20 protein-coding genes and 1 tRNA gene are annotated in these 26539 nt (G+C 72.2%); 9 read left to right on the forward strand and 12 right to left on the reverse strand.

What is annotated here, in order from left to right:
• The first annotated feature begins 625 nt into the window (after positions 1-625).
• Positions 626-1855, forward strand: coding sequence for a tyrosine-type recombinase/integrase (locus FZC61_RS19365; protein WP_148615820.1), 1230 nt, complete (start codon positions 626-628; stop codon positions 1853-1855).
• A gap of 62 nt (positions 1856-1917) precedes the next feature.
• Here the strand turns inward: FZC61_RS19365 and FZC61_RS19370 are convergent.
• The 3 genes from FZC61_RS19370 to FZC61_RS19380 form a co-directional block, all read right to left on the reverse strand.
• Positions 1918-1993, reverse strand: a tRNA-Lys gene (locus tag FZC61_RS19370).
• 80 nt (positions 1994-2073) lie between these two features.
• Positions 2074-5745 (reverse strand): WD40/YVTN/BNR-like repeat-containing protein, encoded by a 3672-nt coding sequence (locus tag FZC61_RS19375; protein ID WP_148615821.1) that lies wholly within the window; start codon positions 5743-5745, stop codon positions 2074-2076.
• A gap of 98 nt (positions 5746-5843) precedes the next feature.
• Positions 5844-7430 (reverse strand): phytoene desaturase family protein, encoded by a 1587-nt coding sequence (locus FZC61_RS19380; RefSeq protein WP_148615822.1) that lies wholly within the window; start codon positions 7428-7430, stop codon positions 5844-5846.
• A 68-nt stretch (positions 7431-7498) separates the two neighbouring features.
• Between FZC61_RS19380 and FZC61_RS19385 the strand changes: the two genes are divergently transcribed.
• From FZC61_RS19385 to FZC61_RS19395, 3 genes are read left to right on the forward strand one after another with little or no spacing between them, the layout of a single operon-like run.
• Complete coding sequence (locus FZC61_RS19385; RefSeq protein WP_148615823.1) at positions 7499-9661, forward strand: sensor histidine kinase; 2163 nt, start codon at positions 7499-7501, stop codon at positions 9659-9661.
• A 35-nt stretch (positions 9662-9696) separates the two neighbouring features.
• Complete coding sequence (locus FZC61_RS19390; RefSeq protein ID WP_148615824.1) at positions 9697-10644, forward strand: pirin family protein; 948 nt, start codon at positions 9697-9699, stop codon at positions 10642-10644.
• Between the two features lie 32 nt (positions 10645-10676).
• Positions 10677-12545, forward strand: a complete 1869-nt coding sequence (locus FZC61_RS19395) for a penicillin acylase family protein (RefSeq protein ID WP_148615825.1) — start codon at positions 10677-10679, stop codon at positions 12543-12545.
• 12 nt (positions 12546-12557) lie between these two features.
• Here the strand turns inward: FZC61_RS19395 and FZC61_RS23225 are convergent, their stop codons facing one another.
• The 9 genes from FZC61_RS23225 to FZC61_RS19440 form a co-directional block, all read right to left on the reverse strand.
• A complete protein-coding gene (locus FZC61_RS23225; protein ID WP_170286189.1) occupies positions 12558-12908 on the reverse strand; it encodes a hypothetical protein in 351 nt (116 codons plus the stop codon).
• Positions 12909-13110: 202 nt separating this feature from the next.
• Complete coding sequence (locus FZC61_RS19405) at positions 13111-15054, reverse strand: methyl-accepting chemotaxis protein (RefSeq protein ID WP_148615826.1); 1944 nt, start codon at positions 15052-15054, stop codon at positions 13111-13113.
• Complete coding sequence (locus FZC61_RS19410; protein WP_148615827.1) at positions 15051-15545, reverse strand: chemotaxis protein CheW; 495 nt, start codon at positions 15543-15545, stop codon at positions 15051-15053. The genes FZC61_RS19405 and FZC61_RS19410 overlap by 4 nt, the downstream gene beginning before the upstream one ends.
• On the reverse strand, positions 15542-17848 hold the full coding sequence (locus FZC61_RS19415) for a chemotaxis protein CheA (RefSeq protein WP_148615828.1): 2307 nt from the start codon (positions 17846-17848) through the stop codon (positions 15542-15544). Before FZC61_RS19415 ends, FZC61_RS19410 begins: the two co-directional genes overlap by 4 nt.
• 88 nt (positions 17849-17936) lie before the next feature.
• On the reverse strand, positions 17937-18176 hold the full coding sequence (gene csrA / locus FZC61_RS19420) for a carbon storage regulator CsrA (protein ID WP_148615829.1): 240 nt from the start codon (positions 18174-18176) through the stop codon (positions 17937-17939).
• A 54-nt stretch (positions 18177-18230) separates the two neighbouring features.
• A complete protein-coding gene (gene fliW, locus FZC61_RS19425; protein ID WP_148615830.1) occupies positions 18231-18650 on the reverse strand; it encodes a flagellar assembly protein FliW in 420 nt (139 codons plus the stop codon).
• 65 nt (positions 18651-18715) lie between these two features.
• Positions 18716-19606, reverse strand: coding sequence for a flagellar hook-associated protein FlgL (flgL, locus tag FZC61_RS19430; protein WP_148615831.1), 891 nt, complete (start codon positions 19604-19606; stop codon positions 18716-18718).
• Entirely contained in the window at positions 19606-21006 is a 1401-nt protein-coding gene (gene flgK / locus FZC61_RS19435; RefSeq protein WP_148615832.1) for a flagellar hook-associated protein FlgK, read from the reverse strand. Before flgK ends, flgL begins: the two co-directional genes overlap by 1 nt.
• Positions 21007-21008: 2 nt before the next feature.
• Complete coding sequence (locus tag FZC61_RS19440; protein ID WP_148615833.1) at positions 21009-21488, reverse strand: flagellar protein FlgN; 480 nt, start codon at positions 21486-21488, stop codon at positions 21009-21011.
• A gap of 349 nt (positions 21489-21837) precedes the next feature.
• Between FZC61_RS19440 and FZC61_RS19445 the strand changes: the two genes are divergently transcribed.
• The 5 genes from FZC61_RS19445 (at position 21838) to FZC61_RS19470 (ending at position 26384) form a co-directional block, all read left to right on the forward strand.
• Positions 21838-22707 (forward strand): sigma-70 family RNA polymerase sigma factor, encoded by an 870-nt coding sequence (locus FZC61_RS19445; RefSeq protein WP_148615834.1) that lies wholly within the window; start codon positions 21838-21840, stop codon positions 22705-22707.
• Positions 22708-22921: 214 nt separating this feature from the next.
• Positions 22922-24049 carry a flagellin N-terminal helical domain-containing protein gene (locus FZC61_RS24005; RefSeq protein WP_148615835.1) on the forward strand — a complete coding sequence of 376 codons (1128 nt, stop codon included), beginning with the start codon at positions 22922-22924 and terminating at the stop codon, positions 24047-24049.
• 106 nt (positions 24050-24155) lie between these two features.
• Positions 24156-25487 (forward strand): flagellar filament capping protein FliD, encoded by a 1332-nt coding sequence (gene fliD / locus FZC61_RS19455; protein WP_148615836.1) that lies wholly within the window; start codon positions 24156-24158, stop codon positions 25485-25487.
• A gap of 166 nt (positions 25488-25653) precedes the next feature.
• Positions 25654-26034 (forward strand): flagellar export chaperone FliS, encoded by a 381-nt coding sequence (gene fliS, locus FZC61_RS19465; protein ID WP_148615837.1) that lies wholly within the window; start codon positions 25654-25656, stop codon positions 26032-26034.
• Positions 26031-26384: a hypothetical protein gene (locus FZC61_RS19470; RefSeq protein ID WP_148615838.1), complete on the forward strand. Its 354-nt coding sequence runs from the start codon at positions 26031-26033 to the stop codon at positions 26382-26384. The genes fliS and FZC61_RS19470 overlap by 4 nt, the downstream gene beginning before the upstream one ends.
• Positions 26385-26539 lie beyond the last annotated feature (155 nt).

The raw sequence follows: 26539 nt of genomic DNA on the forward strand, positions 1-26539 counted from the left end.
TCTCGTTCGTTCAACCAGGCTCGCCGCTACCAACGTCCTGGCCGGGTACACCTAGAACGTCCTTCTATGCCGCCCAGAGCTTGCCGCCCTCCTGTATAGCTCAACGGGCGACCTGAAACAGCACAGCGGTCTCCTTTGGCGGTGAGGGCGGCGGAGACCCCTCGCTCAGGGCAGCGCCGACGGTGTGGCACCCGGGAACGGCACCACCCGTCGAGGACCTGGCCGCCGTCGAGTCCGCCCTCCCAGTGCCTCATAACCGCAGGTTGGTGGCGGACGCGCCGGTCGAGCAGCACAGTTAGGAAGCAGGGGCCGCCCAGAGCGCGCCCCAGACTGAATTTACATTCGCGCCGACGGAGGCTTGGCAGTTCTCAACAGGCCAACCGGTAGCACTGCGAGACCCTGTCAGTCTGGCCGTCAAAGACAGTGATTCGGTCCAGCCGGTCCAGCCGGTCCAGCCGGTCCCGCCGGTCCCGCCGGTCCCGCACCGCGTTGTCTCTCTGCCGCTGCTTGGGCTCAGAGCGTTACGCACTGCTGGTGAGGGCGAGGTCTGATCGCGCTGTTGAGCAGGTCGAGATTGGGGTCTCCAACCCCGTTATCTGATCCCTCATCTTGATAGCATCTGGGGATGGGACGTCCTCGGCTGACGCTCGGAACCTCAGGACGGATCGCGGTTACTCCGCAGGTTGTGTCGGACACGGGTCGCTGGGAGACCGCGCCGGTGGGCACGAAGGCGCAGCGATGGAAGGCGCGGACAAAGTTCCGGGACTCCGATGGCACTGTCCGAGACGTCACGAAGTTCGGGACGACGCGAGCCAAGGCCGAGACCGCGCTGAAGGCCGCCCTAGTGGATCGGCAGGCTCCGGCCAAAGCCGTCGGCTTGCGGCCTGAGATGACACTGGCGGCCGCAGGCGAGTGGTGGCTCGAACGTATCGAGCGACCCGGAGGCAAGCTGAGTCCGAACACGATCAAGCAGTACCGCAGTTCGTTTGAGCGCCTGGTGCTCAGCAGCAGCATCGCCGACCTGTCGCTGCGCGAGGTCAACCGCGTGCCGGTGCTGGAGCGTTACCTCCAGACGGTCGCCGATGGCCACGGGAAAGGGTCAGCCAAGACCGCACGATCTGTGGTCTCGAGCATCCTCACCCTGGGTGTGCGCCACGACGTCCTCGACGGCAACCGCATGCGCGATGTCGAGAACCCAGCTGTCGCCCCCAGGGAGACGACGCGCGACGCAGACCGTGCGTTCACGCTCGCCGAGCTGAGCCACGTGCTCAAAGTGACCCGGGAACATCAAACGGCCAAGGACTACGACCTGGTGGACCTGGTGCACTTCCTCGCCGGCACGGGCGCCCGTCATTCCGAGGCGCTGAACGTCCGATGGGCAGACCTGTGCCTCGTTGATGCCGACGGCGGGTCACTCGACGTGGGCGTGGTGCGGATCTGGGGAACCAAGACGACCGGCGCCGACCGTCGGGTCCCGATGCCTGCCTGGCTTACGTCGCGCTTGCAGGTGCGCAGCGAGCGATACGGGACGGACGGATTCGTTTTCCATACGCCAGGTCGGTGGGACTCTGCGAGTCGAGAGACGGTCCGAGACCGACGCAACGTCGGCCGACACCTGCGTCGTGTCCTTGACGACGCTGGGATGCCGTGGGCGAGCGCCAACACGTTCCGCACCACCGTCGGTGACCTGGTGACGAAAACCCTGAGCGGCACCGAGGCCGCGAACGTGCTGGGGCACGCCCGACCTTCGATGACCTACGACCGCTACAGCGACCGCCGCCAGCCTGCAGCCGGAGCGTCGATCGTCCTGGCCGGCGTGATGGGCGTGGCGCCTATGGACATATTAGGGGAGTAAACGGGTAACCCGCCCGGACACAGAACCGCCCCGGACCTGTTTGTGCAGGTCAGGGGCGGTGGTGGTACGGCATCAGGGACTCGAACCCCGAACCCGCTGATTAAGAGTCAGCTGCTCTGCCAATTGAGCTAATGCCGCATGCGGTGAACGCGAGACGGAACGTTACCAGTGGGGTGGCGGGTCCCGAAATCGAGATGCCGCCCCGCCGGTCGGACCGCTCAGCGACCCACCACGACGTCGTCGACGTGGACGCCGTCCCACCCGGTGATCGAGGAGCACAGCGGGCCGCCCGCCCCCGAGCACAGGCTGTCGGAGGTGAAGTGGAAGCGCACCTTGACGCTGCCGGCCTTGGTGGCCATCAGCGCGGTGTACTTGGTCCAGCCCGGGACGTCGCTGTTCTGCCCCGAGTAGCTGCCCAGGGGCTTCCAGGTCGTGCCGTCCTGGGAGTACTCGACCTTGACCACGTCGAAGCCCGCCTCGGTGTCGAGCTTCATCGACCACTGCAGGACCGAGCCGCCGGCCGGGACGGTGAGGGCGGGGGAGGTGACGGTGGCGTCCATGTTGTCGACGTAGCCCGTCAGGCCCGCGATGGCGAACGCCGACCCGGCGTCGTCGGTGGCCGTGCCGTCGCCGTGCCCGGGGGTCGACCTGGCCCAGGTGGGCGTGCCGCCGGTGGTCCAGGACTGGTCGCCCCCGTCGAAGTCGTAGGACGCGATGACGTCGCGGATCACCGGCGTGGTCGGCGTGGTGCTGGGCGGTCGGGGCAGCTTCTGCTTGAACGTGTAGGTCCACACGCCGCGCCCGAACAGCGCGAGCACGGCGACGTTGGGGTCGCCGGGCTTGAGGGTGACGCTCGCGACCGGGGTCGGCGGCAGGCCGCCGAGACGGGCGAAGCGCGGCTTGCGCATCCGGGCGCCGTCGGGGGACGACGCGAACGCGCCGACGTCGGTGCCGACGAGCAGCTGGTCCTTGCGCAGGCTCACCCAGCTGGCCGTCGCGTCGGGCAGGTTGCCGGACACGTCGCGGAACGACCGGCCGCCGTCGGTCGACACGAACAGGTGGCCCTTGCCCACGTCGGCGTTGCGGTCGCCCACGGCCCGGGGCGGCAGCCACTTGCGCGTGTAGCCACCGAGCGTCACGAACACCTTCTTGGTGTTGCGCGGGTCGATCGCGATCGAGGTGATGTAGCGGTTGGGCAGGCCCCTGGCGGGCACGACGTGCCACCCGGCGTTGCTGCCCACGCGGCCAGGCACCCGTCCGCCGACGTTGGTGGCCAGGCCGTTCTTGAAGATCGCCCGGCCGGGGCCGAGCTTGTTGAGGGTGTCGCACTGGCCGCAGAACCCGACGTACGACGCCCGGCCGCGCGTCGCGACGGCCGACATCGAGTTGGCCGGGTCGGTGGCGGTCGGGGTGGCCCCTCGGCCGGGGTGCAGGCGGGTGCCGAGGTCGAAGACCTTGATCCAGGTCGTGGTGTCGGCCTGCAGGTCCTGCGCCGGGGTCATGCCGGCCGTCGTGGCCGGACCGAGCACGGTCTCGACGACCTCGTTGCCCGCGGTCAGGAGGTGGTCGGCGTTGGTGGGGTCCATCGCGAACGGGTTGGAGAACTTCGACGCCGTCAGACCGGGGTCGATGCTCGTCCAGGCGGACCCGCCGTCGGTGGTCACCGAGATCGCGCCGTTGGTGTACTCCTCGTAGGCGGTCTTGGAGTCGTCGGGGTCGACCGCGGCGAAGAACCCGTCACCGCCGTAGGTCTCGTACTGCTTGCGGGTCCTGCCGTCGATGCGCAGGTTGCCGTTGTCCTGCAGACCGCCGTAGACGGTGCCGTCCTTGGCCATCGCGGCGAAGTAGGGCATCAGCGTGGAGAGGCCGGCCTGGTTGCCGGGGCCCCAGTGGGCGTTGTCGAGCTCGCCGTCGGGGTCGGAGCCGAACCGGTAGCGGTAGGAGCCGCCGTCGTTGCCGACGACCAGCTGGACGCCGCCGGCGACCTTCGGGTCGGCGATCCAGATGCCGTCCTGCTGGTCGGGGTGGGTCGTGCTGCCGTCGTCGGTGGGGTCGCGGTCGGTCGGGCACGCCGGCAACCCGGCGCTCAGCAGCAGGCAGGAGCTGCCGCCGAAGTACTTGCCCGCCACGACGAAGTGCGTGGGCACCGACCCGTCCAGCGGGAGCCCGGCCTGCGCCACGTCGTTGGTCCAGATCTCCTCGAGCCCGAACGCGAGCCGGGTGGGGATGCCGGTCGCGGTGGCGCGGGTGGGGTCGGGCTGGACCCACTGGTTGTACCAACCCTGGACGCCGGGCTGGTAGCCCGTCGCGGTGCCGGTGCCGATCAGGGCCGAGCCCGAGGTGGGGTCGGCGGTCAGCTCGGTGCCGCTGACGAGACGGGTCCAGCTCAGGCCGAAGTCGGTGGAGACGTAGAGCCCGTTGATGACGGTGGTGCCGACCGGGCTGGTGGCCCCGGAGGGCACCTCGATGCCCCCGACGCCGCCGTTGTTGAGCAGGTTGGCGTCCTGGACCATCGCGTAGAGCACGTCGTGGTCCTGGCGGGCCCCGACCGCGTTGCCGAGCTCGATGCGTCCGATCGCCCCCGGGGCGGCGAAGCCGCGCGGCTCCAGACGCTTGAAGCTGCCCACGGCGCCGGTCGCCGACCGGTAGACGCCGTTGTGGGGGGCCTGGACGCTGCCGTCGATGTTCTTGCGGCGCCCGCCGCGCCAGCCCACCGTCGCCACGACCGTGCCGGGTCGCGTGGTGGTGCGCACGCCACGGGGCTGGACGACGACGACGTCGGTCACGACGCTCGCCAGGGTGCACCGGGGGGTGCGGGCGGGGTTGCTGCGGCCCGTGCAGCGCCCGACGGGCAGCCGCGCGTTGCGGTAGCTGCGGCCGCCGTCGGTGCTGGCGTAGAGGCCGCGCTGCGTGGCGGCGTAGACCCGGCGAGGGTGCGCGGGGTCGGTGGCGAGCGCGAAGCCCAGCGCGCCCGACGGCAGGCCGCGGGCGCGCTTCCAGTGCCGGCCGAGGTCGGTGGAGTAGAAGGCGCCGAGGCCGGTGTAGGCCGAGGCCCCGAAGGTCGGCTCTCCGGTGAGGGCCAGCAGGGTGCGCCGGTAGGGGGTGTAGCCGACCGCGCCGGTCACCGTGGTGGGCAGGTTGCCGGTGGCGGGGCGCCACGAGCCGGCCAGGTCGTCGGAGCGCCAGATGCCGCCGTTGCCGACCGCGGCGAACAGGTGGTGGCCCCGGGGCACGTAGACGTAGCTGTCGATGCGACCGGAGTTGTCCTGCAGTCCGAGACCGTTGACCTCGGGGTAGCGCGGGTCGTCGACGACCAGGGGGCCGCGGCCGTAGGGACGGGCCGTGCCGGCGGTGCCGGGCACCGAGCCCGGGCGCAGGGCGCGCGCCTGCAGCGCGGCGCTCAGGGCCGCACCGTCGCGGTAGGCGCCGACCGGTGCCAGGCGGGCCATCGCGCGGGTGTCGAACATGGCCGACAGCTCCTCGAGCGACTCCGGGCGCTTGCTGACGACGCACAGCCGATCCCACTCGTCGGGGTCGCTACCGGCGAGCATCGGCAGCTCGCGGGTGGCCTCGCGGACCAGCTCGGCGTCGAGCTCGCCGCCGGACTCCTCGGCCTCCCGGGCCTCCTCGGACTCCCGGGCCTCCTCGGACTCCCCGGCGCCCGCCTCGGACTCCCGGCGCATCTCGGCGCGGACCTCGCCCAGCGCCTCGACGACGGGCTGGAAGCCGCGCGCGCAGGTGCCGGTGGCGACCGCGGTGGCCGACGGGCCTGGACGGGACCCTGGCCCGGACCGGGCCCGGGACACGACGGCGTAGCTGCCGAGCGCCAGGGCCAGGACCGTGACCAGGACGGTGGCGAGCAGGGACGAACGACGAGCGGACACCTTCATGGTGACGACTCCCTCAAGAGACGGGACGCGAGGTCAGCACTGACCAGGGTGTTCAACGCACCCGAGGCCCTGAGGCTACGCCCGCACAGGGGGTGTCGTCAGCGCATCGCGAGGATGGCCTGGGCCGCGTGGTGACCGCCGAGGCCCGACACGGCACCACCGCGTCGCGAGCCCGAGCCGCACAGCAGCACCGCGTCGCGGTTGGTCTGCACGCCCCACTGCTGGGCGGGGGTGTCGAGACGGGCCCGCGCCGGGGCCCACGGCCAGTCGAGGTCGCCGTGGAAGATGTGACCGCCCGGCATGGCCAGGTCGCGCTCGACGTCCTGGGGGACCTTGGCCTCCAGGCACGGGTCGCCGTTGCCGTCGCGCGCCACGCACGACATCAGCGGCTCGACGAGGTGCTGGTCGAGCGAGGCGATCGCGCGCTCGACCGCGAGGGCCTTGGCGCCCTCGGGGTCGGCCTCGAACAGCGACGCGGGGGTGAGCAGCCCGAAGTAGGTCAGGGTGTGGGTGCCCGACGGCACGTCGCCCAGGATGCTCGGGTCGGTCAGCGAGTGGCAGTAGACCTCGCCCGGCATCACGCTCGGGACCCGTCCGGCCGCGGCGTCGGCGTACGCCGCCTCGAGCTGGGAGTAGTCCTCGCCGAGGTGCAGGGTGCCGGCGAAGGCGACGGCCGGGTCGACGCCGGACCGCAGCCGGGGGAGCCGGTCGAGCAGGAAGTTGATCTTGAGCTGGCTGCCCTCGGGCTTGGTGTCGGGCTCGGGCTGCTCGCCGAGCAGGATCTGCAGCACCCAGGGCGCCACGTTGGCCAGCACGAAGCGCGCGCCCACCGAGTGGGAGGCGCCGTCATCGGAGGTCCAGGTCACCTCGCCACCACCGTGCTCGTCGGCGCGGACCGCGCTCACCCCGGCGCCGGTGAGGATCTCGGCGCCAGCCGAGACCGCGGCCCTCTCGAGCGCGCCGGTGACCGAGCCCATGCCGCCGACCGGCACCCGCCACTCGCCGGTGCCGTTGCCGATGAGGTGGTAGAGGAAGCAGCGGTTCTGCACCAACGACGGGTCGTGCAACGAGGCGAAGGTGCCGATGAGTGCGTCGGTCGCGACGACCCCGCGCACGGTGTCGTCGGTGAAGCGGCGCTCGACGGCCTCGCCGAGCGGGCGGGTGACGAGGTCACGCCAGGTGCCGGGGTCGACCCGCTCTCGCAGCTCGCGCTCCGTGGGCAGCGGCTGCAGCAGCGTGGGGGCGACGACCCGGGCCATCTCGGCGACGTCGGCGTAGAACTCGCGCCACGCGTCGTACTCGGTCTCGGCGCCGGTGAGCTCGAGGAACGAGTGCCGGGTGGCGTCGCGCTCGTGGCGCTCGACCAGGAGACCGCCGGGCTTCCCGTCACGCAGCGTCGGGGTGTACGACGCGGTGCGCCGTGACGACAGCGTGACGTCGAGGCGCAGGTCGGCCATCAGCTGCTCCGGCATGACCGAGACCAGGTACGAGTAGCGCGACAGGCGGGTCGGGAGGCCGGGGAAGGCGGTGGCCGACACCGCGGCGCCTCCGGTGTGGCCGAGCCGCTCGAGCACCAGCACCGACAAGCCGGCACGGGCGAGGTACGCCGCCGACACCAGGCCGTTGTGGCCGCCCCCGACGACCACGACGTCGTAGGTGGGGCGCGTTCCCGGATGTGCAGCCATGTCGATCACCGTAGCGACCTCGTCCGGTCGCCTTTCACATCCCCGCGGTGGGGAGGATCATGGCGTCGGTGTTGCCCCCCTCCCTGGTGCGCGTGGCCCCCGTCGAGGCCGCCGCGGGTCTGCTCGCCCGAGTGGTCCCGCCCCGGCGGCGACGGCTCCTCGCCGTCGTGGGCCTGCTCGTGCTGCTGGCGCTGCTGGCGGGGGTGGCGACGGGAACCGCTCCGCGCCGCGACTACGTCACCGGTCTGTGGCCGATCGCCCTCGGCAGCATCGCGATGCTGCTCGCGCCTGTCCGTGCGCGGCTCCTGGTCTGCTCCTGCGTCGCGCTGATCAGCGGTCTCGCGGTCCTGCTGGCGTCGGTCCCGGACGCACTCGCCCTGGGGTTCGCGCCGATCGCGGTCCTCGTGGTCTGGGCCGCCTCGGCGGTGCTGGCCCGCAGCGACGGTGCCCGACCCGAGCTGCGGACCGACGCCGACCTGCGCCGCTACTTCGCGGCGGCGCTCCTGGCGGGCGGCATCGCGGCCGCCGGGGCCGCGACCACCTACCTGCTCGTCGGCACCGGCGATCCCGCTCGCGCGGCCCTGGGCTTCGGCGCGGCCACGGCCGCGTCCCACCTCTACCTGGCGCCGTTGTTCCTGCGGCTTCCAGCACCAGGGGCGATGGCGCGGACCGGCGAACGCGTGGTGCAGTGGGTGGCCGTCGTGGTGGTGACCCCCGTACTGCTCCTGCCCGACGGGTCGATCTCGCTGGCCTTCCTCGTGATCCCGCTGCTCGCCTGGGCCGCGCTACGGGCCACGCCGGCCGAGGCCGTGACACAAGTCGTCGGCGTGCTCGGCCTCGCCCTCACCCTCACCAGCCTCGACCGCGGACCGTTCGCCGACGTCCCGTCGCGCTACGGCCTGCCCGGCGACTACCGCGGCGTGCTGCTCTCGGCGTTCGCCGCGACGTGCGCGGTGATCGTGGTCCCGCTGGTGGTGCGAGTGGGGGAGTACGTCGGGGCGGCCGCCGCCTCGGCGGCCGAGCGCGACCTCGTGCGCGGGATCGTCGACGGCGCGACCGGGATCGCCATCATCGGCACCGACCCGTTCGGGGTGATCACGCTCTTCAACCCCGGCGCCGAGCGGCTGCTCGGCTACCGCGCCGACGAGGTGCTCGGGAAGCACGCGTCGGCGCTGCACACCCCGGAGGCGATCCGCGACAAGGCGGCCGAGCTGGGGGTCGACGACGGCTTCCGGACCGTCGTCGAGGCGGTCGTCGGTCGCCGCCTGGTCGGCACCCCGATCCGTTTCCTGCGCCACGACGGGGTCGAGCGCACGCACGCCATGACCCTGTCGAAGCTCACCGTGGCCGGCACCACCAGCGGCTTCGTGAGCACCTCCGAGGACATCACCGACCAGCTCGACACCGAGCAGGCGCTGCGCGACGCGCTCGAGACCGAGAGGCGGGCCGTCGAGCGGCTGCGTGAGGTCGACGCCGTCAAGGAACGCTTCGTGTCCACCGTCAGCCACGAGCTGCGCACCCCCATCACCAGCATCGTCGGCTACCTCGAGATGCTCGCCGACGGCACCCTCGGCGTCGTGCCGCGGCACCAGGTCGAGGCACTGCTGCGGGTGCAGTCCAACAGCCACCGGCTGCTCGCGCTGATCGACGACCTGCTCGTCCTGTCGCGCGTCGCCGAGGCGGGGATCCGGCCCCACGAGGAGCCGTTCGACCTGCGCGACGCCGTCCGGACGGCGCTCGACGTGGTGGCCCCCACCGGGCAGCCGCCGCGCAGCCTGCAGCTGGAGGTCACCCTGCCCGAGGTGCCCGTGCCGACGTACGGCGACCGCGAGATGGTCGAGCGGATGATCGTCAACCTGGTGGGCAACGCGGTGAAGTTCACCGACGACGGCGGCTCGATCGCCGTCACGGTGGGCCTCGACGACGGCGCGCACCGCTCGCTGCTGCGCGTGAGCGACACCGGCATCGGCATCCCGATCGAGGAGCAGCACCAGCTGTTCACCCGGTTCTTCCGCAGCTCGCTGGCCGAGAGCCGGGCCATCCCGGGCAGCGGCCTGGGCCTCGCGATCGCCCAGGCCGTCGCCGAGCAGCACGGTGGGTCGATCGCGCTGACCTCGCGCCCCGGGGAGGGCACGACGGTCGAGGTGCACCTGCCCGTCCGACCGGGAATGTCCAAGATTCAACTACCGTTGGAGCAGAGGCCCGCGCGTGACCTGGCGGGCCCGACGTAGACCGAACCTGAACCAGTACCGAGGAGATGGGTGCCGTGCCCGCACAGACCGTCGACGACCTGACCGTGCTCCAGCGTGTGAAGGCCCCCGGGCTCGGCGACCAGCCGCGGCCGGTCCGGTCGGTCACCACCGCTCCGCAGGGCCACGAGGGCGAGGGGTTCCCGGTGCGCCGCGCCTTCGCCGGCATCGACCTGGCCCAGATCGACCCGTTCATCATGATGGACCAGATGGGCGAGGTGGAGTACGCGCCCGGGGAGCCCAAGGGCACCGCCTGGCACCCCCACCGCGGCTTCGAGACCGTCACCTACATCATCGACGGCGTCTTCGACCACCGCGACTCCCACGGCGGCGGCGGCTCGATCACCAACGGCGACACGCAGTGGATGACGGCCGGCTCCGGGCTGCTCCACATCGAGACCCCGCCCGAGTGGCTGGTCCAGCAGGGCGGCCTGTTCCACGGCATCCAGCTGTGGGTCAACCTGCCGCGCGACGCCAAGATGACCACCCCGGCCTACCAGGACATCCGCTCGCGCGAGGTCGCCCTGCTCACGACCCCTGACGCCGGCGCGCTGGTGCGCGTCATCGCCGGTTCGGTCGACGGCCACGACGGCCCCGGGTCGACCCACACGCCGATGACGCTGGTGCACGCCACCGTCGAGCCCGGCGCACGCCTCGAGCTCCCGTGGGACGTCGACTTCAACGCCCTGGTCTACGTGCTCAACGGGCACGGCACCGTCGGCGTCGACGCGCGCCCCGTCCGTACCGGCCAGACCGCGGTCCTCGGCGCCGGCGACTACCTCACGCTGCGTGCCGACGGCACCCAGGAGAGCCGCTCGCCCCAGCTCGACGTGGTCGTCCTCGGCGGCCGTCCGATCCGCGAGCCGCTGGCCTGGGCCGGACCGTTCGTGATGAACACCAGGGCCGAGGTCCTCGAGGCCTACCAGTCCTTCCAGCGCGGCGACTTCGGGGTGCCGTTGTCCTGATCGCACGCGCCGGTCGATTAGCGTCACCGACCATGGCCCGGATCTACCGCGACGCCCAGGGCGTGCCCCACGTCAGGGCGACCGACGTGCTCGACCTCGCGCACGGGCAGGGCGTCGCGGTCGGTCGCGACCGTGCGTGGCAGCTGGAGTGGCTGCGGCGCCGGGCGACCGGCACGACCGTCGGGGTGATCGGGGTGGCCGGTGAGCCCTGGGACCGGTTCGCGGGGCGGGTCCGCCTCGTCGACACCGCGCGCCGCGCCTTCGACGCGCTGGGCGCGGAGACCCGGGCCTTCCTCACGTCGTACGTCGACGGGGTCAACGCCGCCCTGGCCGACCCGACCGCCGTCACCCCGCCCGAGCTGGTCGTCGTCGGGCTGCGGCCGGAGCCGTGGCCTGCGTGGATGCCGCTGGCGACCTTCCACGCCCAGCAGGTGCTCTTCGCCGACATCGGCTCCACGCTGTGGGACCGCCGGGTGCGGGCCGTGCTCGGCGACGAGGCGGCGCTGCTGTCCCACGAGGGGCCGCTGCCGGCCGGCAGCAACGCGTGGGCCGTCGGGGGCGGGCGCACGGCCTCGGGCCTGCCGCTGATCGGCGGCGACCCCCACCGCACCTTCGAGTCGCCCGGGGTCTACCACCAGGTCCGGCTGGCGTGCGAGGACCCCGACGACCCCTTCGACGTCGTCGGGTTCACGTTCACCGGCGTGCCGGGGGTCCAGCACTTCGCCCACGCGGGCGACGTCGCCTGGGCGATCACCAACGCCATGGCCGACTACCAGGACCTCGACGACGTCGGCCCCGACCACGACGGGCCCACCGTCCTGCCGGGCGTCGGGTTCCGCGGACCCTCGACCGAGCTCGGCGACCTCGGCTTCGAGGCCCTGCTGCCGCTGCTGCGGGCCCGCACCGCCGACGACGTCGACGCCGCCTTCGAGCACTGGGTCGAGCCGGTCAACAACGTCGTGATCGCCGACGTGCACGGCACCGTCCGCTACCGCTGGGCCGGTCGCGTGCCGACGCGTGACGCCGAGCGGCGCTGGACCGGCTGGCGCACCGACCGGCACCGCGTCGACGTCGGCCCCGACGGCCAGGTCGTCACCGCCAACGACCGGCGCGGTCCCGAGAGCGCCGAGATCGGGGTCGAGTTCGCGCCACCGCACCGCGCCGACCGGATTCGCGCCCTGCTCGGCGACCGCACCGGGCTCACCGTCGACGACTTCACCGCGATCCACGACGACGCGCTGCTCGGCGGCCTCGACGCCCTGCGCCACCTCGCGCCCGCGCGGCTGGCCGGCTGGGACGGCCACATGCGCGCCGACTCCGCCGACGCCGCGGCCTACGCCGCCTGGCGCTCGGCGCTCGTCACGCGGATCGCGGCCCACCCGGTCCTCGACCCGCTGCGGGCGCCGGCGCCCGACCCGGTCGTCGCGCCGTGGTTCGACGTGACCGTCGCCGTCGGGCTCGCGCTCCCGGCCCTGGCCGCGGCCGGCACCCCCTTCGGCATCGACCTGGTCGAGACCGCGCGGCTCGCCGAGGCCGACGTCGAGGCGTCCGGGTGGCCCGCCACCTGGGGCCACACGCACGTCTTCGCCCCCACCCACGCCTTCGACCTGGGCGCCGAGCACGAGGCGCCTGCCGTGCCCGGCGTACCGCTGAGCGGCGACCAGGACTGCGTGCGCTGCGTCGGCTCGCTGCCCGGCGTCGGCGACCGGGCCTACCGCGGTGCGGTCGCCCGCTACGTCTGGGACCTCGCCGACCGCACCGCCGGTGGCTGGGTGGTGCCGATGGGCGCCTCGGGGGTGCCGGGGGACCCGCACCACCTCGACCAGCTGCCGCTGTGGGCCGAGGCGCGGCTGGCCCCGATCGTCACCGACTGGGCGTTGCTGAGGCTCGACCGGTCCTGAGCGACCGTGCGGTCACGCCTCGTCGTCGGTGTCGCGTAGCTCGCCGAGCAGGTCGAGCAGGGACTGGTCGGTGACGCCCTTGGTGGTGGCGCGCCCGGGGTCGGGCGCGGGCGACTCGTCGAGACGGTCGTGCGCGGCCTCGGAGGGCAGGCGGACGCCCTGACGGATCGCGTAGTGCAGCCGGCCGTCGCGCACGCTCAGCGCGGTGATCACCCCGGCGTGGAACTCGCCGTCGACGTCGAGCAGCACGACCTCCTCGCCGGGCACCATCGTCGTGCGCAAGCCGGACTGGTCGTGGGCCACGACGATGCCGCCGGAGGCCGGGTCGACGTCGCGGACCGCCGGGAGGACGACGAGCTCCATCAACCGGCTCCCCTCTCGCCCCTGCGGCTCGGTCGTGGTGACCCCCTCCTCCCGCGGGTGGCGTCCCCACCCACGACGTACAACGAGGAGAGCCCAGTGAGGTGACGGCCAGGGTCAGCATAAGCAGACGAGGGCGCCGGGCTGGTCGCCCGGCGCCCTCGGGGTTCGCCTGTGGTGCTGGTGGTGCCGCTGGACGGCTCGTTCAGACGGTGAACTTGGAGACGAGCGCCTTGAGCTCGCTGGCCATCGTCGCCAGCTCGGTGGCCGACTGCAGGGTGTTGTGCGCTCCCTGGCGGGTGTCGTCGGCGGCCGAGGACACCTGGGTGATGTCGTCGGCGATGCCGTTGGCGCCACCGGCGGCCTCGGTCACGCTGCGGGCGATCTCGTTGGTCGTGGCGGTCTGCTCCTCGACCGCCGAGGCGATCGTGGTCTGGATGTCGTTGATCCGACCGATCACCTCCGCGATCTCGCTGATCGCCGAGACGGCCCCGCGGGTGTCGCCCTGGATGGCCTCGATCTTCTGGCCGATGTCCTCGGTCGCCCGGGCGGTCTCCTTGGCCAGCTCCTTGACCTCGTTGGCGACCACGGCGAAGCCCTTGCCGGCGTCGCCGGCCCGAGCGGCCTCGATGGTCGCGTTGAGCGCGAGCAGGTTGGTCTGCTGGGCGATCGAGGTGATCACCTTGATGACCTGACCGATCTCGGCGCTCGACTCACCGAGGCTGGCCACGGTGTCCTGGGCCGAGCTCGCCACCCCGACCGCGCCGGTCGCCACGGTGGCGGCCTCGGTCGCGTTCTGGGCGATCTCGCGGATGCTGGCCGTCATCTCCTCGGCGGCACTGGCCACCGTCTGGATGCTGGCCGAGACCTCCGAGGAGCTCGTGGTGGCGCTGGTCGCGCGGTCGGAGGTCAGCGACGCGCCGTCGCCCATGCCCTGGGCCAGGATCGTGAGCTGCTCGGCGGCGATGTCGAGGCTGTCGGCGGTCCGGCCGATGTTGACCATGCTCTCGCGCAGGGTGCCCAGCAGGGAGCCGAGGCCGCCGGCGAGCTGACCGATCGCGTCGGACTCGTCCAGCTCGAGGGTCTGCGTCAGGTCCCCCTCGCTGGCCGCCCGCACCACCGCGAGCACCCGGTCGACCTTCTCGGCCATGGCGGCGGCCCGCTCGCGCTCCACTGCCTCGCGGCTGATCCGCTCGAAGGCCTGGGAGACCAGTCGGCCGACGTTGCGCAACGCGTCGAGACGCTGCGGGCTCGGGTCGATGGTCTCGGTGACGAAGAAGTCCATCGTGCCGTCGACCCTGCCGTCGACCATGATCGGGAACACGACCCCGGACTTGACGCCGACCCGCTGGGCGGCGGGCGCCCGGACGCAGTCGGTCATCTCGCCGAGGTCGCGGGTGAAGAACAGGTCCTCGGTGGCCCAGGCCCGACCCGACAGGCCCACCCCGCGCTCGAACGACGCCGCGAGGGTGACGCGCCGGAACTCCGCACCGGCGTCACCCGACTCCTGCACGAACTTCAGCGCGTTGACCGCAGGGTCGACCTTCCAGTACGAGCCGTAGGCCCAGCCGAACTCCGTGCGCACGGCGTCGAGCACCGAGCTCACGGCCGCCTCGACGTCGGTGGCAGAGCCCAGGCCGGCGAGCACCCGGTTGATGGCAACGCCGTCGGCCATCAGCTCCTGCAGCTCGCGCTCCTTGCGCAGGTCGTCGGTGATGTTCTCCCAGCTGGCCATGGCGCCGACGTAGGCACCCTCGGTGTCGTAGAGCGCGTGCACCTGCAGGTCCAGGGTCTCCGGCCCGACCGAGATGTTGGCCCGCCGCGGCAGCAGGCTCGGGTCGTCGAGGATCGCGCGCTGGTAGCCCGGGTTCTTGTGGAAGATGTCGAGGTTGGCCCCGACGATCTGGTCCGGGCTGATCGGCAGCCAGTCGGCCAGCCGCATCAGGCCTTCACGCGTCGCCGCGTTGGCGTAGGTGATGGTGAAGTTGCGATCGGCCAGCATCACCCGGGTCGGGATTCCCTCCAGGACGCCGGGCAGCGTCGACAGCTCGACGTGCGCGGTGTCGAGGAGGGCCTCGGGGTCGGACGGCTTCGCCGCGGTGGTCCGCGGACGGCCGTTGGCCTTCGGGTTGTGGGCGAGCTGGGTCATGATGCTCCTTCGGTGAGGGTGTCGGTGACGCCTGAGACGTCGACCGCGCGGTCGGCGTCCACGACGAGCAGGATCGAGCCGGACAGGGGAACGACGCCGTGGATGACGTCCTGCACCGTGAGGGGCAGGTTGGCCGGCGTCGGTTGGAGGGCGTGGTCGGCGGTGTCCATGACGTCGCCGATGTCGTCGACGAGCAGCGAGACCACCTCGCCTCGGCTGCGGACGATGACGTTCATCGGCAGCTCGTCCTCCGGTCGCGGCGGCAGCCCGAGCCGGCTCCGCAGGTCGAGCGCGGTCACGATCTGGCCGCGCAGGTTGATCAGGCCACGCACGGTGTCCGTGGCGTTGGGCACGCGCGTGAGCTGCTGGTAGCGCAGCACCTCCTGCACGTGCTCGACCGAGAGGCCGAGGTGCAGGCCGTTGACCCAGAACGTGCAGTACTGACGGGCGATCGTGCGGCTGCCGCCGGTCGTCGTGGTCGTGGCGCTCATCGCGCACCCACCAGCAGCGGCCCGACGACGGCGTCGAGGTCGACGAGGTCGGTCACCTTGTCCTGCACGACCGCGGAGCCGAGGACACCGGGGCGACGCCCCACGTCGGATGACACGACGGCCTCCTCCACCACGTCGAGCACCCGGTCGATGACGATGCCGACCCGCTGGTCGCCGTCCTCGTGGACGACGACCGAGAGCTGCTCCTCGGGTGGTGGTGACGCGGTCAGGCCGATCGCCGCGGCCAGCCACACCAGCGGCAGGATCCCGTCGCGGTACTGGACGACCTGGACGGCGCCCGAGCGCTCGACGCGGTCGAGCGCGAACTCCTCCAGGCGCGAGACGGCGGTGAGGGGCAGGGCCGCCCGGCGGCCGTTGGAGACCTCGAGCACCAGCAGGGCGCTGCTGTCGACGGCCGCGGCCCGGACGTCGTCGACGTGCTCGTCGGGCGAGACGAGCGCCCGCTCGCGGGCGATGCCGGCGATGTCGAGGATCAACGACACCCGGCCGTCGCCCATGATCGTGGCGCCGGCGTACATCATCAGCGACTTGAGCTGGCGCCCGATCGGCTTGACCACGATCTCCTGGGTGTCGTGCACGTCGTCGACGCAGAGACCGAAGTGGACGTCGTCGGCCTGGACGACCACGACCGTGAGCGGCTCGGCCTTGACCCAGGGCTCACCGAGCACCTCGGACAGACCGACCAGGGGGAGCAGCCGGCCGCGCAGCCGCAGGACCGGCGCGTCGGCGAGCACCTCCACCGCCTCCGCGAGGTCCTGGCCCTCGAGCCGGACGAGCTCGACCAGGTTGGCCTGCGGGATGGCGTAGCGCTCGCCGCCCTGCCCGACCACGAGGGCCGGGATGATCGCCAGCGTCAACGGGATCCGCACGCGGACCGTGGTGCCCTTGCCGACGACGCTCGCCAGGTCGACGGTGCCGCCGATCCGCTCGATGCTGGTGCGGACGACGTCCATGCCGACCCCGCGCCCGGACACGTTGGTGACCTGCTCGGCGGTCGAGAAGCCGGGGCGGAAGATCAGGTCCAGGATGGCGCGTGGCTCCATCCGGGCCAGCGCGTCGCGGGTGACGACCCCGCGGGTGAGGGCGGCGGCCGCGATCTTCTCGGGGTCGATGCCGCGCCCGTCGTCGGTGATCTCGATGATCACCTGGCCGCTCTCGTGGAACGCGCGCAGGTGCAGGCGACCCGCGGCGGGCTTGCCGAGGGCGACGCGGGCGGCCGGTGCCTCGAGCCCGTGGTCGAGCGAGTTGCGCACGAGGTGGGTCAGCGGCCCCTTGAGCGCCTCCAGCAGCGTGCGGTCGAGCTCGGTCTCGTGACCCTCGAGCTCGAGGCTGACCTCGCGACCCAGCTGCAGCGAGAGGTCGCGCACCATCCGCGGCATCTTGGCCCAGACCTGGCCGATCGGCTGCATGCGCGTGCGCATGACGTTCTCCTGCAGCTCGCTGGCCACGATGTCGAGGCGCTGCGCGGCGCGGATCAGGTCGGGGTCGGTGTCGGTGTTGCCGACGTCGGTGCGCTGCATGATCTGGTTGCGGGTCAGGACGAGCTCACCGACCAGCTGCACCAGGCCGTCGAGCAGCTCGACGTCGACGCGCACCGAGGAGTCCACGACGCGCCGGGTGGCCGTGCCGTCGTCCTCGGCGACCGCCTCGGCCGACTCGGCGGGCTCCATGGGCGCGGAGGGTGCCGCGGGCGTCGCCGGCGGGGTCGGTGGCACCGGCAGGCGGGCCGCGACCTCGTCCGGCGTCTCCACCACGGGCTCCACGACCGGCTCGGGGACCACGTCCACGACGGTCTCCACGGCGGTCTCGGCGACGGGTTCGGCGACCACGTGCACGACGGTCTCCACGAAGGGCTCGGCGACGGGCTCCTCGACCGGGACGGCGTCCTGCGGGGTGGCGAGGATCCGCTTGAGCTCGGCGATCACCGAGTCGATCTCGACCGACTCGTCGGCGTCGCCGCCGCTGGACTCGATCAGGTCGAGCAGGGCCCGCACGGTGTCGACCATGCGCAGCAGCACGCCGGCGACCTCGGTGGTCATCACCATCTCGCGGTCCCGCAGGCGGGAGAGCAGGTCCTCGCCGTGGTGCGTCAGCCGCTCCAGGCGGTCCAGCGCGAGGAACCCGCTGGTCCCCTTGATGGTGTGGATCGCGCGGAAGATGCTGGACAGCAGCTCGCGCGACCCGGGGTTCTGCTCCAGCTCGACCAGGTCACGGTCGAGCTGGTCGAGGTTCTCGTGGCTCTCCACGAGGAACTCGGCCACGATCTCGGCATCGTCGTTCATGTGCCCTCCTCAGGACACTGCAACGTTCGGCCCACGGGGGGCGGACCTGAGGAGAACGACCGGCGAACCGGTCGGCCGGCGACCGGGGTCAGCCGGGCGGGCGCTCGCGCATCTGCCGCGCGAGCGCGGCGACGGTGTCCTCGGACGGCGAGGCCGCCGCCTGGTTGCTGCTCTCGAGCTCGGCGAGCAGCTCGGCGCGGTTGACCGCCACCGACCGGGGCGCGTCGATCCCGATGCGCACCACGTCGCCCCGGACCTCCAGCACGGTGACGACGACGTTGTCGCCGATCACGAGGCTCTCGCCGATGCGGCGGCTCAGGACCAGCATGTGCCCACGCTAGGGCATGGCGCAGCGCGCCCGGTGGCTGGCACGGCGAGTGTCCTAGGAGAGGACGGGCGTGGCGGTGGACAGCGTCGTGTCGTCGAGCACGACCTGGACCGCCTGGCGGGTGCGCGTGTTGACGACCACGGGCGCGAGCAGGTTGGCGGTCGTCGCGGCCAGGGACGCGCCCGCGGTGAGGATGACGAGCACGAGCACCTCGTCGGCCGACTCGATCGCGAGGTCGGCCACGGTGGCGTCGTCGAGGACGGGGGAGTAGTCGGCGAAGAAGTAGGCCGGTGGCACCACCAGGAAGCTCAGGTCGTCCTGGTCGAGCGAGCGCAGGTCGCACAGGTGGCCCTCGTCGTCGAGCTGCACGAGGGCGAAACGTCGCGCGTCGGGGAAGCCCGGCAGCGGGTGCACCAGGTCGATGACCGGGAGGTCGGTGGTGACGGTGCTCGACAGGCTGGACGTGCTCGACATGGGGTTCTCCTGCGGTGTGCCGTCCGAGTCGCAGCCGACCGGAGGCAGCGTGGTGGTCGTGGTCATCATGACAGGAAGTCCACGAGGCTCGGCTGCATCACGCGGGCCGTTGCGGCCAGGGCCGCCTGGTAGGCGACCTCCTGCATCTTGACCTGCACGATCGCCTTGGGCAGGTCGGTCTCCTCGGCCTCGGAGAGCCGGCCGCGCAGGTCGTTGCCCGTGTCGACGGCCGCCTGCGCGGCGTTCTCGACGCGGTTGTACGACGCACCGACCGTGGCCTGCACGGTGCCGAGGGTGTTGAGCCGGCCCTGGAGCTTGCCGAGCGTCGCCCGGATCGCGGTCGCGTCACCGGCGACGAGACCGGCGGACAGGGCGCTGAGGTCGTCGAACAGCGAGTCGCCGTTGGGTCCGACGACGTCGGTCCCCGTGACGTCGACGCGCACCTTGACCCCGTCGCCGACCGTGCGCATGACCGCCCCGGGGGTGCCCACGTAGGCGCCCGTGGCGTCGAACGCGGTCGACCCGGCCGTCACCCCGCCCAGGACGGGTCGGCCCAGGTAGGAGGTGTTGGCCTGGGAGACCAGGCTCTCGCGCAGCTGGTCCACCTCGGCCGCGAGAGCAGCGCGGGAGGAGGCCGTCGAGCTCCCGGTGCTCGCACCCTGCAGGCCGAGCTCGCGGGCCCGGCGGATCCCGGTCGACATCCCGCTGAGGGTGCTGTCGATGGTGCCGAGCCAGGCCTGGCCGTCGGCCGCGTTGCGGGCGTAGGTCTCCTGCTTGGCCAGGGCGGTGCGGAAGGTCATCGCCGCCGAGGCGGCCGTGGGGTCGTCGGAGGCGCGGTTGACCACGCGACCCGTCGAGATCTGCTCCTGCACCTTGCCCAGGCGCGACAGGCTGCCCTGCAGCGAGGCGAGCGACCGGCTGACCAGCAGGTTCTGGGTGACGCGGGTGGTGCTCATCAGCCGACCCCGGTGCGGTTGATGAGCGTGTCGAGGACGGAGTCCACGACCGACATCACCCGGGCGGCGGCCTCGTAGGCGCGCTGGGCGGACAACATGGTGACCATCTCCTCGTCGAGGTTGACCCCCGACAGCTGTTGGCGTGCGGAGTCGACCTGCGTGGTGAGCAGGCCCTGGGTGGTGGACAGTCGCTGGCTGGAAGCCACCTGGATGCCGAAGTCGGTGACCAGGCGCGTGTAGCCGTCCTCGGCGTCGCCGTCCTCGGCGAGCGCGTCGGCGCGCGACCCGTCGACGACGCCACCGGGCAGGCCCGAGGCGGCCACCTCGTCGGGCGAGGTGATCGCGACCGACAGGCTGCGGGCGGCGTCCCCGGGGGTGTAGGTGAAGAAGGCGCGGCCCGTCGTCCCGGTCGCGTCGTAGCCCGTGCTGTGCAGGGCGTTGACCTCGTCGGCCAGCGTCGTGACCACGGCGGACAGGCCCGCGGCGTAGGCGGGCAGCGTGACGTCGAGGAGGTCGACGGTGGCGCCGAGCTTGCCGCCCACGGCGCCGGTGGGGGTCGTGGTGGCGCCCGAGGTCACGGCGAGGCCCACGGGGGAGCCGTCCGCGGCACCGGTCGGGGTGACCCCGCTGGTCACGACGAGCCCGCCGGCCTGGGAGCCCTGCACGAGGGACACACCGCCGAGGGTCATGTCGAGGCCCCCGTCGGCCCGGGCGGTCGCCGTCGCACCGGTGAGCTCGGACAGCCGCATCGCCAGCCGGTCACGCTGGTCGGCCAGGTCGCCCTGGTCGACGCCGTCGAGCGACGCCGCGGCGATCGCGGCGTTGGCCGTGGCCAGCTCGGTGGCGACGGTGTTGGCCTCCGAGACCGTCGCGAGCAGCGAGGAACGCTGCGTCGTGGCCTCGTTGTCGATGTTGGCGGCCTGCGCGTGCACGACGTCGACGAGCGCCTCGGCACGGGCCAGCACCTGGCCGCGCGCCGCGCCGCTCGTCGGTGCGTTGGCCAGGTCGCTCCAGCTGTTGCGGTACGCCGACAGCGAGGCGGCCACGCCGGTCGTGCCGGGCTCGCCGATTGCGCTCTCGACACGCTGCAGGACCGTGGACCGGACGTCGAGGTACTCCTGGCGGCCGTGCTCGGTGCGGGCGCGGGCGTCCAGCAGCCCGTCGGCCAACCGGTCGACCGAGGCGACCCCGACGCCCCCGCCGACGGCGTCCAGGCCCTCGGGCAGGCGTGACCAGCGGGCCGGGACGGCCGAGGCTCCGAGCGACTCGCCCACCACGCGGCGTCGGCTGTAGCCCTCGGTGCCGGCGTTGGCGACGTTGTTGGAGGCGACGTCGAGGGCCACCCGGTTGAACCGCAGGGCGGTCAGCGCCGTGTTGAGCGAGGCGAAGGAGCCGCTCACCGCTAGACGCTCCTGTCGACGAACTGGGACAGCGGCGTGGCGGTCACCGCCGTGCCGTTCTGGCTGTAGCTCTGCGGCGCCTCGCCGGCCATGTTCATCAGCGTCTCGCGGGCCGAGTTGTAGCCCTGGGTGAGTAGGTAGCGGTTGGACTCGGCCAGGTCGACCAGACGACGGACGGTCGTGGTGAACACCTCGTGGTGGTCCATCAGCGTCGTGCGCCACGGCTCGTCGGCGCGTGCGGCGATCTCGCGCAGGGGCGCGTCGGCCGGGAGCCCGAGGGACTCGGCGGCCTCGCCGGCCGCGATGGAGCGCAGGACCTCGCTCTCCCGCATCTCGTGCAGCACCGACTCCACCTCGCGGGCGGCGCGCATCAGCCAGTCGGTCCGGCCGTTGGCCAGGACGAGCTGCTCGATCTCCAGGCGGTACAGCAGCGTGTCCATCAGGTCACGCTCCTGCCACAGGACGAGTGAGAGCTTCTCCACGGTCTACTCCAGGTCGACGTGTCGGACGGGGTCAGCAGGTGTGGTCGGCCGCCGGGCGACCGACCTGAGTCAAATACCCAGGAGAACCTGGTCAGGGCCCCAGGGAATGACCCCCCGTAGTGACTAGAGCGCGATCGACCGATAGGCCAGATCTCCCGGTATCCACTGCGCGGTCGCCGAATCTGTCTGCAGACTGCTCAGCGACCGGTGGGTGAGGGCCTAGCAGTCGGTCCGGTCAACGGGAGGGGAGACACCACATGACACAGCAGGCATGCGCGCCGCGCCGCCGCAGGGTCGTGGCCATGACGACGTGGACCATCGAGGACGCCGCACGAGGAGCTCGACTGTCATGACCGAGCGCGCGATCGAGATCGTCGGAGCCCCCACGGCCGACGAGCTCATCACCTCCCACCTCGGGCTGGTGGCCCACGTCGTGCGGGAGACCGTGCGCAACGTCCCTGCCCACGTCAGCCGCGACGACCTGCACTCGGCGGGCCTCACGGCGCTGGTCAAGGCAGCACGTGCCTTCGACGCCGAGCGTGGCGTGTCGTTCGCCCGCTACGCGATCACCCGCATCCGCGGTGCCATGGTCGACGAGCTGCGCGGCATCGACTGGGCCTCGCGCTCGGTGCGCCGGCGCAGCCGCGACATCGACGCCGCGCGTAGCGAGCTGGCCGTCGCCCTGGGCCGGGTGCCGACCACGGCTGAGATCGCGAGCTCCCTGGGCATCTCCGCGGCCGAGGTCGAGGGCACCGAGGGCGACGTCGCCCGGGCCCAGGTCCTCTCGCTGCAGGCGGGCGGTGAGACCCCCTACGAGGAGGTGCTCGTCAGCGCCTCCCCGACGCCCGAGGAGCAGCTGGTCCGCAGCGAGCGGCTGTCCTACCTCGTCGACGCGATCGCCGAGCTGCCCGAGCGGATGCGGGTCGTGGTGCAGGAGTACTTCATCGCCGAGCGGCCGATGGCCGAGATCGCCGCGACCCTCGGGGTCAGCGAGTCCCGGGTCTCGCAGATCCGCGCGGAGGCCCTGGTCCTGCTGCGCGACGCCATGAACACCGCGCTCGACCCCGACCTCGTCGTCGCGCCGGCCCGCGCCGACGGCTGCGTCGCCCGCCGCCGCCAGACCTACTTCCAAGCCGTGGCCGACCGGCACGCGGCCGCGATGCGCCCCCGGCGGATGACCGACGGCCTCTCGGCCGTGCGGTTCAACTCGGTCTCCTAGACCACCTCGAGCAGCCGGGCGGCCCACCGGGCCGTCCTGCTCGCGACCCCGTGCGCGGGGCCGCGACCAGCACCACCGCCACCGCACCACCACCGCACCACCGGGACCGCCACAAATCGTCGGCGGTTTTCCTCAGACCATCGGCACCAGCGCCGATGAACTCGTCGAAGCCCACGGACGGGCTTCGTCAGGACCTGACCAGGAGGGAATCATCATGGGTCTTCGCATCAACACCAACACCGACGCGTTCAACTCGTACCGCAACCTGTCCGTCACCCAGGGGCAGATGTCGAAGTCGCTCGAGAAGCTGTCGAGCGGGTTCCGCATCAACCGGGCCGCCGACGACGCCGCCGGTCTCGCCATCTCGGAGGGCCTGCGCTCGCAGGTCGGTGGCCTCAAGGTCGCCGTCCGCAACGCCCAGGACGGCATCAGCGTCGTGCAGACCGCGGAAGGTGCGCTCACCGAGGTCCACTCCATCCTGCAGCGCATGCGCGACCTCGCGGTGCAGGCCTCGTCGGACACCAACAACGCCGACGCCCGCTCCGCCATCACCACGGAGGCCTCGCAGCTGCAGTCGGAGCTGTCCCGCATCGCCGGCTCGACGAACTTCAACGGCACCAAGCTGCTCGACGGCAGCGCCAACACCCTGAACTTCCAGGTCGGTGCCGGTTCGTCCTCGGCGGACAACGTCATCTCCTTCGACTTCGACGCCGCGAACGTCTCCAACGTCGCGACGGCCCTGTCGACGGGTGCGGGCAACAAGTACGCGGTCGTCACCCCGACCGCCGTCACCGGCAACTGGACCTTCACCACCACCGGTGTCGCTGCCACCTCGACCGTCGCCATGGGTGCGGCCGGCAGCTTCAACACGGTCCAGGAGGTCGCCCAGAAGCTCAACAGCGACACCGGCTTCAACGCGAGCTTCTCGGCCAGCGTCAACCAGTCGAACGAGCTGGTCGTCGTCGCGACCAACGGTGGCACCCTGGCCACCACCGCTCCCGGCACGGGTGGCGCCGCAGGTTCGGCCGTCTCGGGGGCCATCGCGTTCGACAGCGCGACCAACGCCCGCAACGCGATCACCACGATCGACAACCAGATCAAGACGATCTCGTCGGCCCGTGCCTCGCTGGGTGCCGTGCAGAACCGCTTCGAGCACACCATCAACAACCTCAACGTGGCCGTCGAGAACCTGTCGGCCTCCGAGAGCCGCATCCGCGACACCGACATGGCGCAGGAGATGATGAGCTTCACCCGCTCGCAGATCCTGTCGCAGGCCGGCACCGCGATGCTCGCCCAGGCGAACTCCGCCCCGCAGAGCGTCCTCTCGCTCCTGCGCGGCTGACGGCGTGCGGTCCGGGGCGGGACGAGGCGACCCCTCGTTCCGCCCCGGACCATCGCTCCTTCCCTGACAGCACGACCGGACACGAACCAGGTAGCAGGAGGTCCCGATGGCCAGCATCAGCGGTCTGTCGAGCGGGCTCGACTCCGCAGGCATCATCGACCAGCTCATGCAGCTGGAGGCCGCCCCGCAGTCCCGGCTGAAGTCGCGCGTCGCCAGTGAGCAGTCCGTCATCACCTCGATGCAGACCCTCAACACCCGCGTCGTGACGCTCCAGGGCAAGGCGACCGCGCTGACCAAGGCCACCGCCTGGTCGCCCCTGTCGGCCACGTCCTCGGCCACGTCCATCAAGGTCACCACCGCCGCCGGCGCCGCGCCGGCCTCCTTCTCGGTCAACGTCCTCAGCCAGGCCCGCGTCCACCAGCTGGGCTTCCAGTCCGCCGCCGCCCTGACCGACGTCGTCACCGGAGCCTCCACCTCCGTGAAGCTGGACCGCTTCGACGGCTCCCCGGTCACCCTCGACACCGGTGACGGCACGCTCGCCGGGCTGGTCTCGGCGATCAACAACCCGGCGAACGCCACCGGGCTGCGCGCCAGCACGATCCAGGTCGCCGGCGGTTCCTACCGCCTCATGGTCGAGTCGGTCGCCACGGGCGCCGCCCAGGACTTCGACCTGACCAAGCTCGACGGCAGCCCGCTGCTCGGCGGTGCGACCGTCGTCGCCGGGAGCGACGCGTCGCTCGACCTGGGCGCCGGAATCGTCGCCACCTCGACCAGCAACACCTTCACCGACCTCCTGCCCGGCACGACCGTCACCCTCGGCGACGGTGCCACCGTGGGCACGACGTCGCGGATCACGGTCTCCCGCGACACCGCGGCGGTCACCGCCGCGATGAAGGACCTGGTCGACACCGTCAACTCGGTGCTCACCAGCATCGACACCCAGTCGGCGTACAACGCGACCACCAAGACCGCGGGGCCCCTCTCCGGCGAGTCCGCCGTCCGAGCCCTGCGCACCGAGCTGCTCAACAGCGTCTACCCGACCGACGGGTCGTCGCTGGCCGGCTCCGGTCTGCAGGTGGCCCGTGACGGGACCCTCAAGCTCGACACCGCCGCCTTCGAGGCCGCCTACCTCGCCGACCCCGCCGGGGTCACCGAGAAGTTCGGCAACGTCACCGACGGTCTGGCGGCACGGGTGGCCGCGGTGGCCAAGTCGAGCAGCGACTCGGCCAAGGGCACCCTGACCGCGGCCATCATCGGTCGCCGCGACGGTGTCACCCGGCTCCAGGACTCGGTCGCCGACTGGGACACGCGCCTCGAGCTGCGGCGGACCACGCTGCAGCGCCAGTTCACCGCCTTGGAGACGGCGCTCAACCAGATGCAGTCGCAGTCGAGCTGGCTCGCCGGCCAGCTCGGGTCGCTGCCCAGCGCCGGCGGTTGAGCGACACCGCGGTGACCGACCCGACGACCGACCCGACGACCGACCCGACGACCGACCCGACGACCGACCCGACGACCGACCCGACGACCGACCCGACCAGCACCACCCACCCGCACCACCCAGCAGGTCCCAGGAGAGCAGCACCCACGCCAAGGAAGGCACCCTGATGACGACAGACGCACGCGCGGCCTACATGAACGCGACGGTGGCCACCGCCGGACCCGCCCAGTTGCTGGTGATGCTCTGCGAGCGTCTGACGCTCGACGTCCAGCGCGGGCTCGACGCGATGCGCGCCGGCTCGATCGCCGACACCAACCGGCACCTGGTGCACGCCCAGGACATCGTGGTCGAGCTGCAGTCGTCGCTGCGCACCGACGCGTGGGAGGGTGCGGCGTCCCTGGTGTCGCTCTACGACTACCTGCAGCTCAACCTGGTCAAGGCCAACGTCACCAAGGACGTCGCGCTGACCGAGCTGACCCTCGGGCTCGTCTCGGAGCTGTGCCGCACCTGGCGTGAGGCAGCCCTCCACTCCGCCCGCGTCGCATGAGCCCGCTCTACGCGCCCCCGGCCGTCACGGCGTTCGGGCCCGGCCGCGACCTCACGCTCGCCTGGGCCGTCGAGCTCGACCGCCTCGAGCTCGACGTGATGCGCGCCGAGCGGGCGTTGCCGACCGGCGACCCGATCCGCACGGACAGCTGGGACGCACCCACCAGCATCGGTCCGATCCCGTCGGTCCTCGTCGACCGCGCCCGCGACCTGCTCGAGCGCCAGGCCGTGTGCCTGGAGGCCATGGCCGAGAGGCTCGGCGGTGCCGCCCGACAGCACGCGATGGCGGTCGCGGTCACCAACGCGACGGGTCGCGGTGGCGTCCCGGTCTACGTCGACGTCCCCCTCTGAGCCACCTGGGCCACCTGAGCCACCCGCCTCCGGCGTCGTCACCGCCTTCCCCTGCGACGACACCGACCACGATCCCCGCGGCCGTCCCGGCCGCGGGGATCGTGCTGCTCCGCGACCGAGAGCGGTGCTCCGAGGCACCGCGAGAGGAGCGGATC

The organism is Nocardioides rubriscoriae (genome assembly GCF_008087085.1).
GTDB classification, from domain to species: domain Bacteria; phylum Actinomycetota; class Actinomycetes; order Propionibacteriales; family Nocardioidaceae; genus Nocardioides; species Nocardioides rubriscoriae.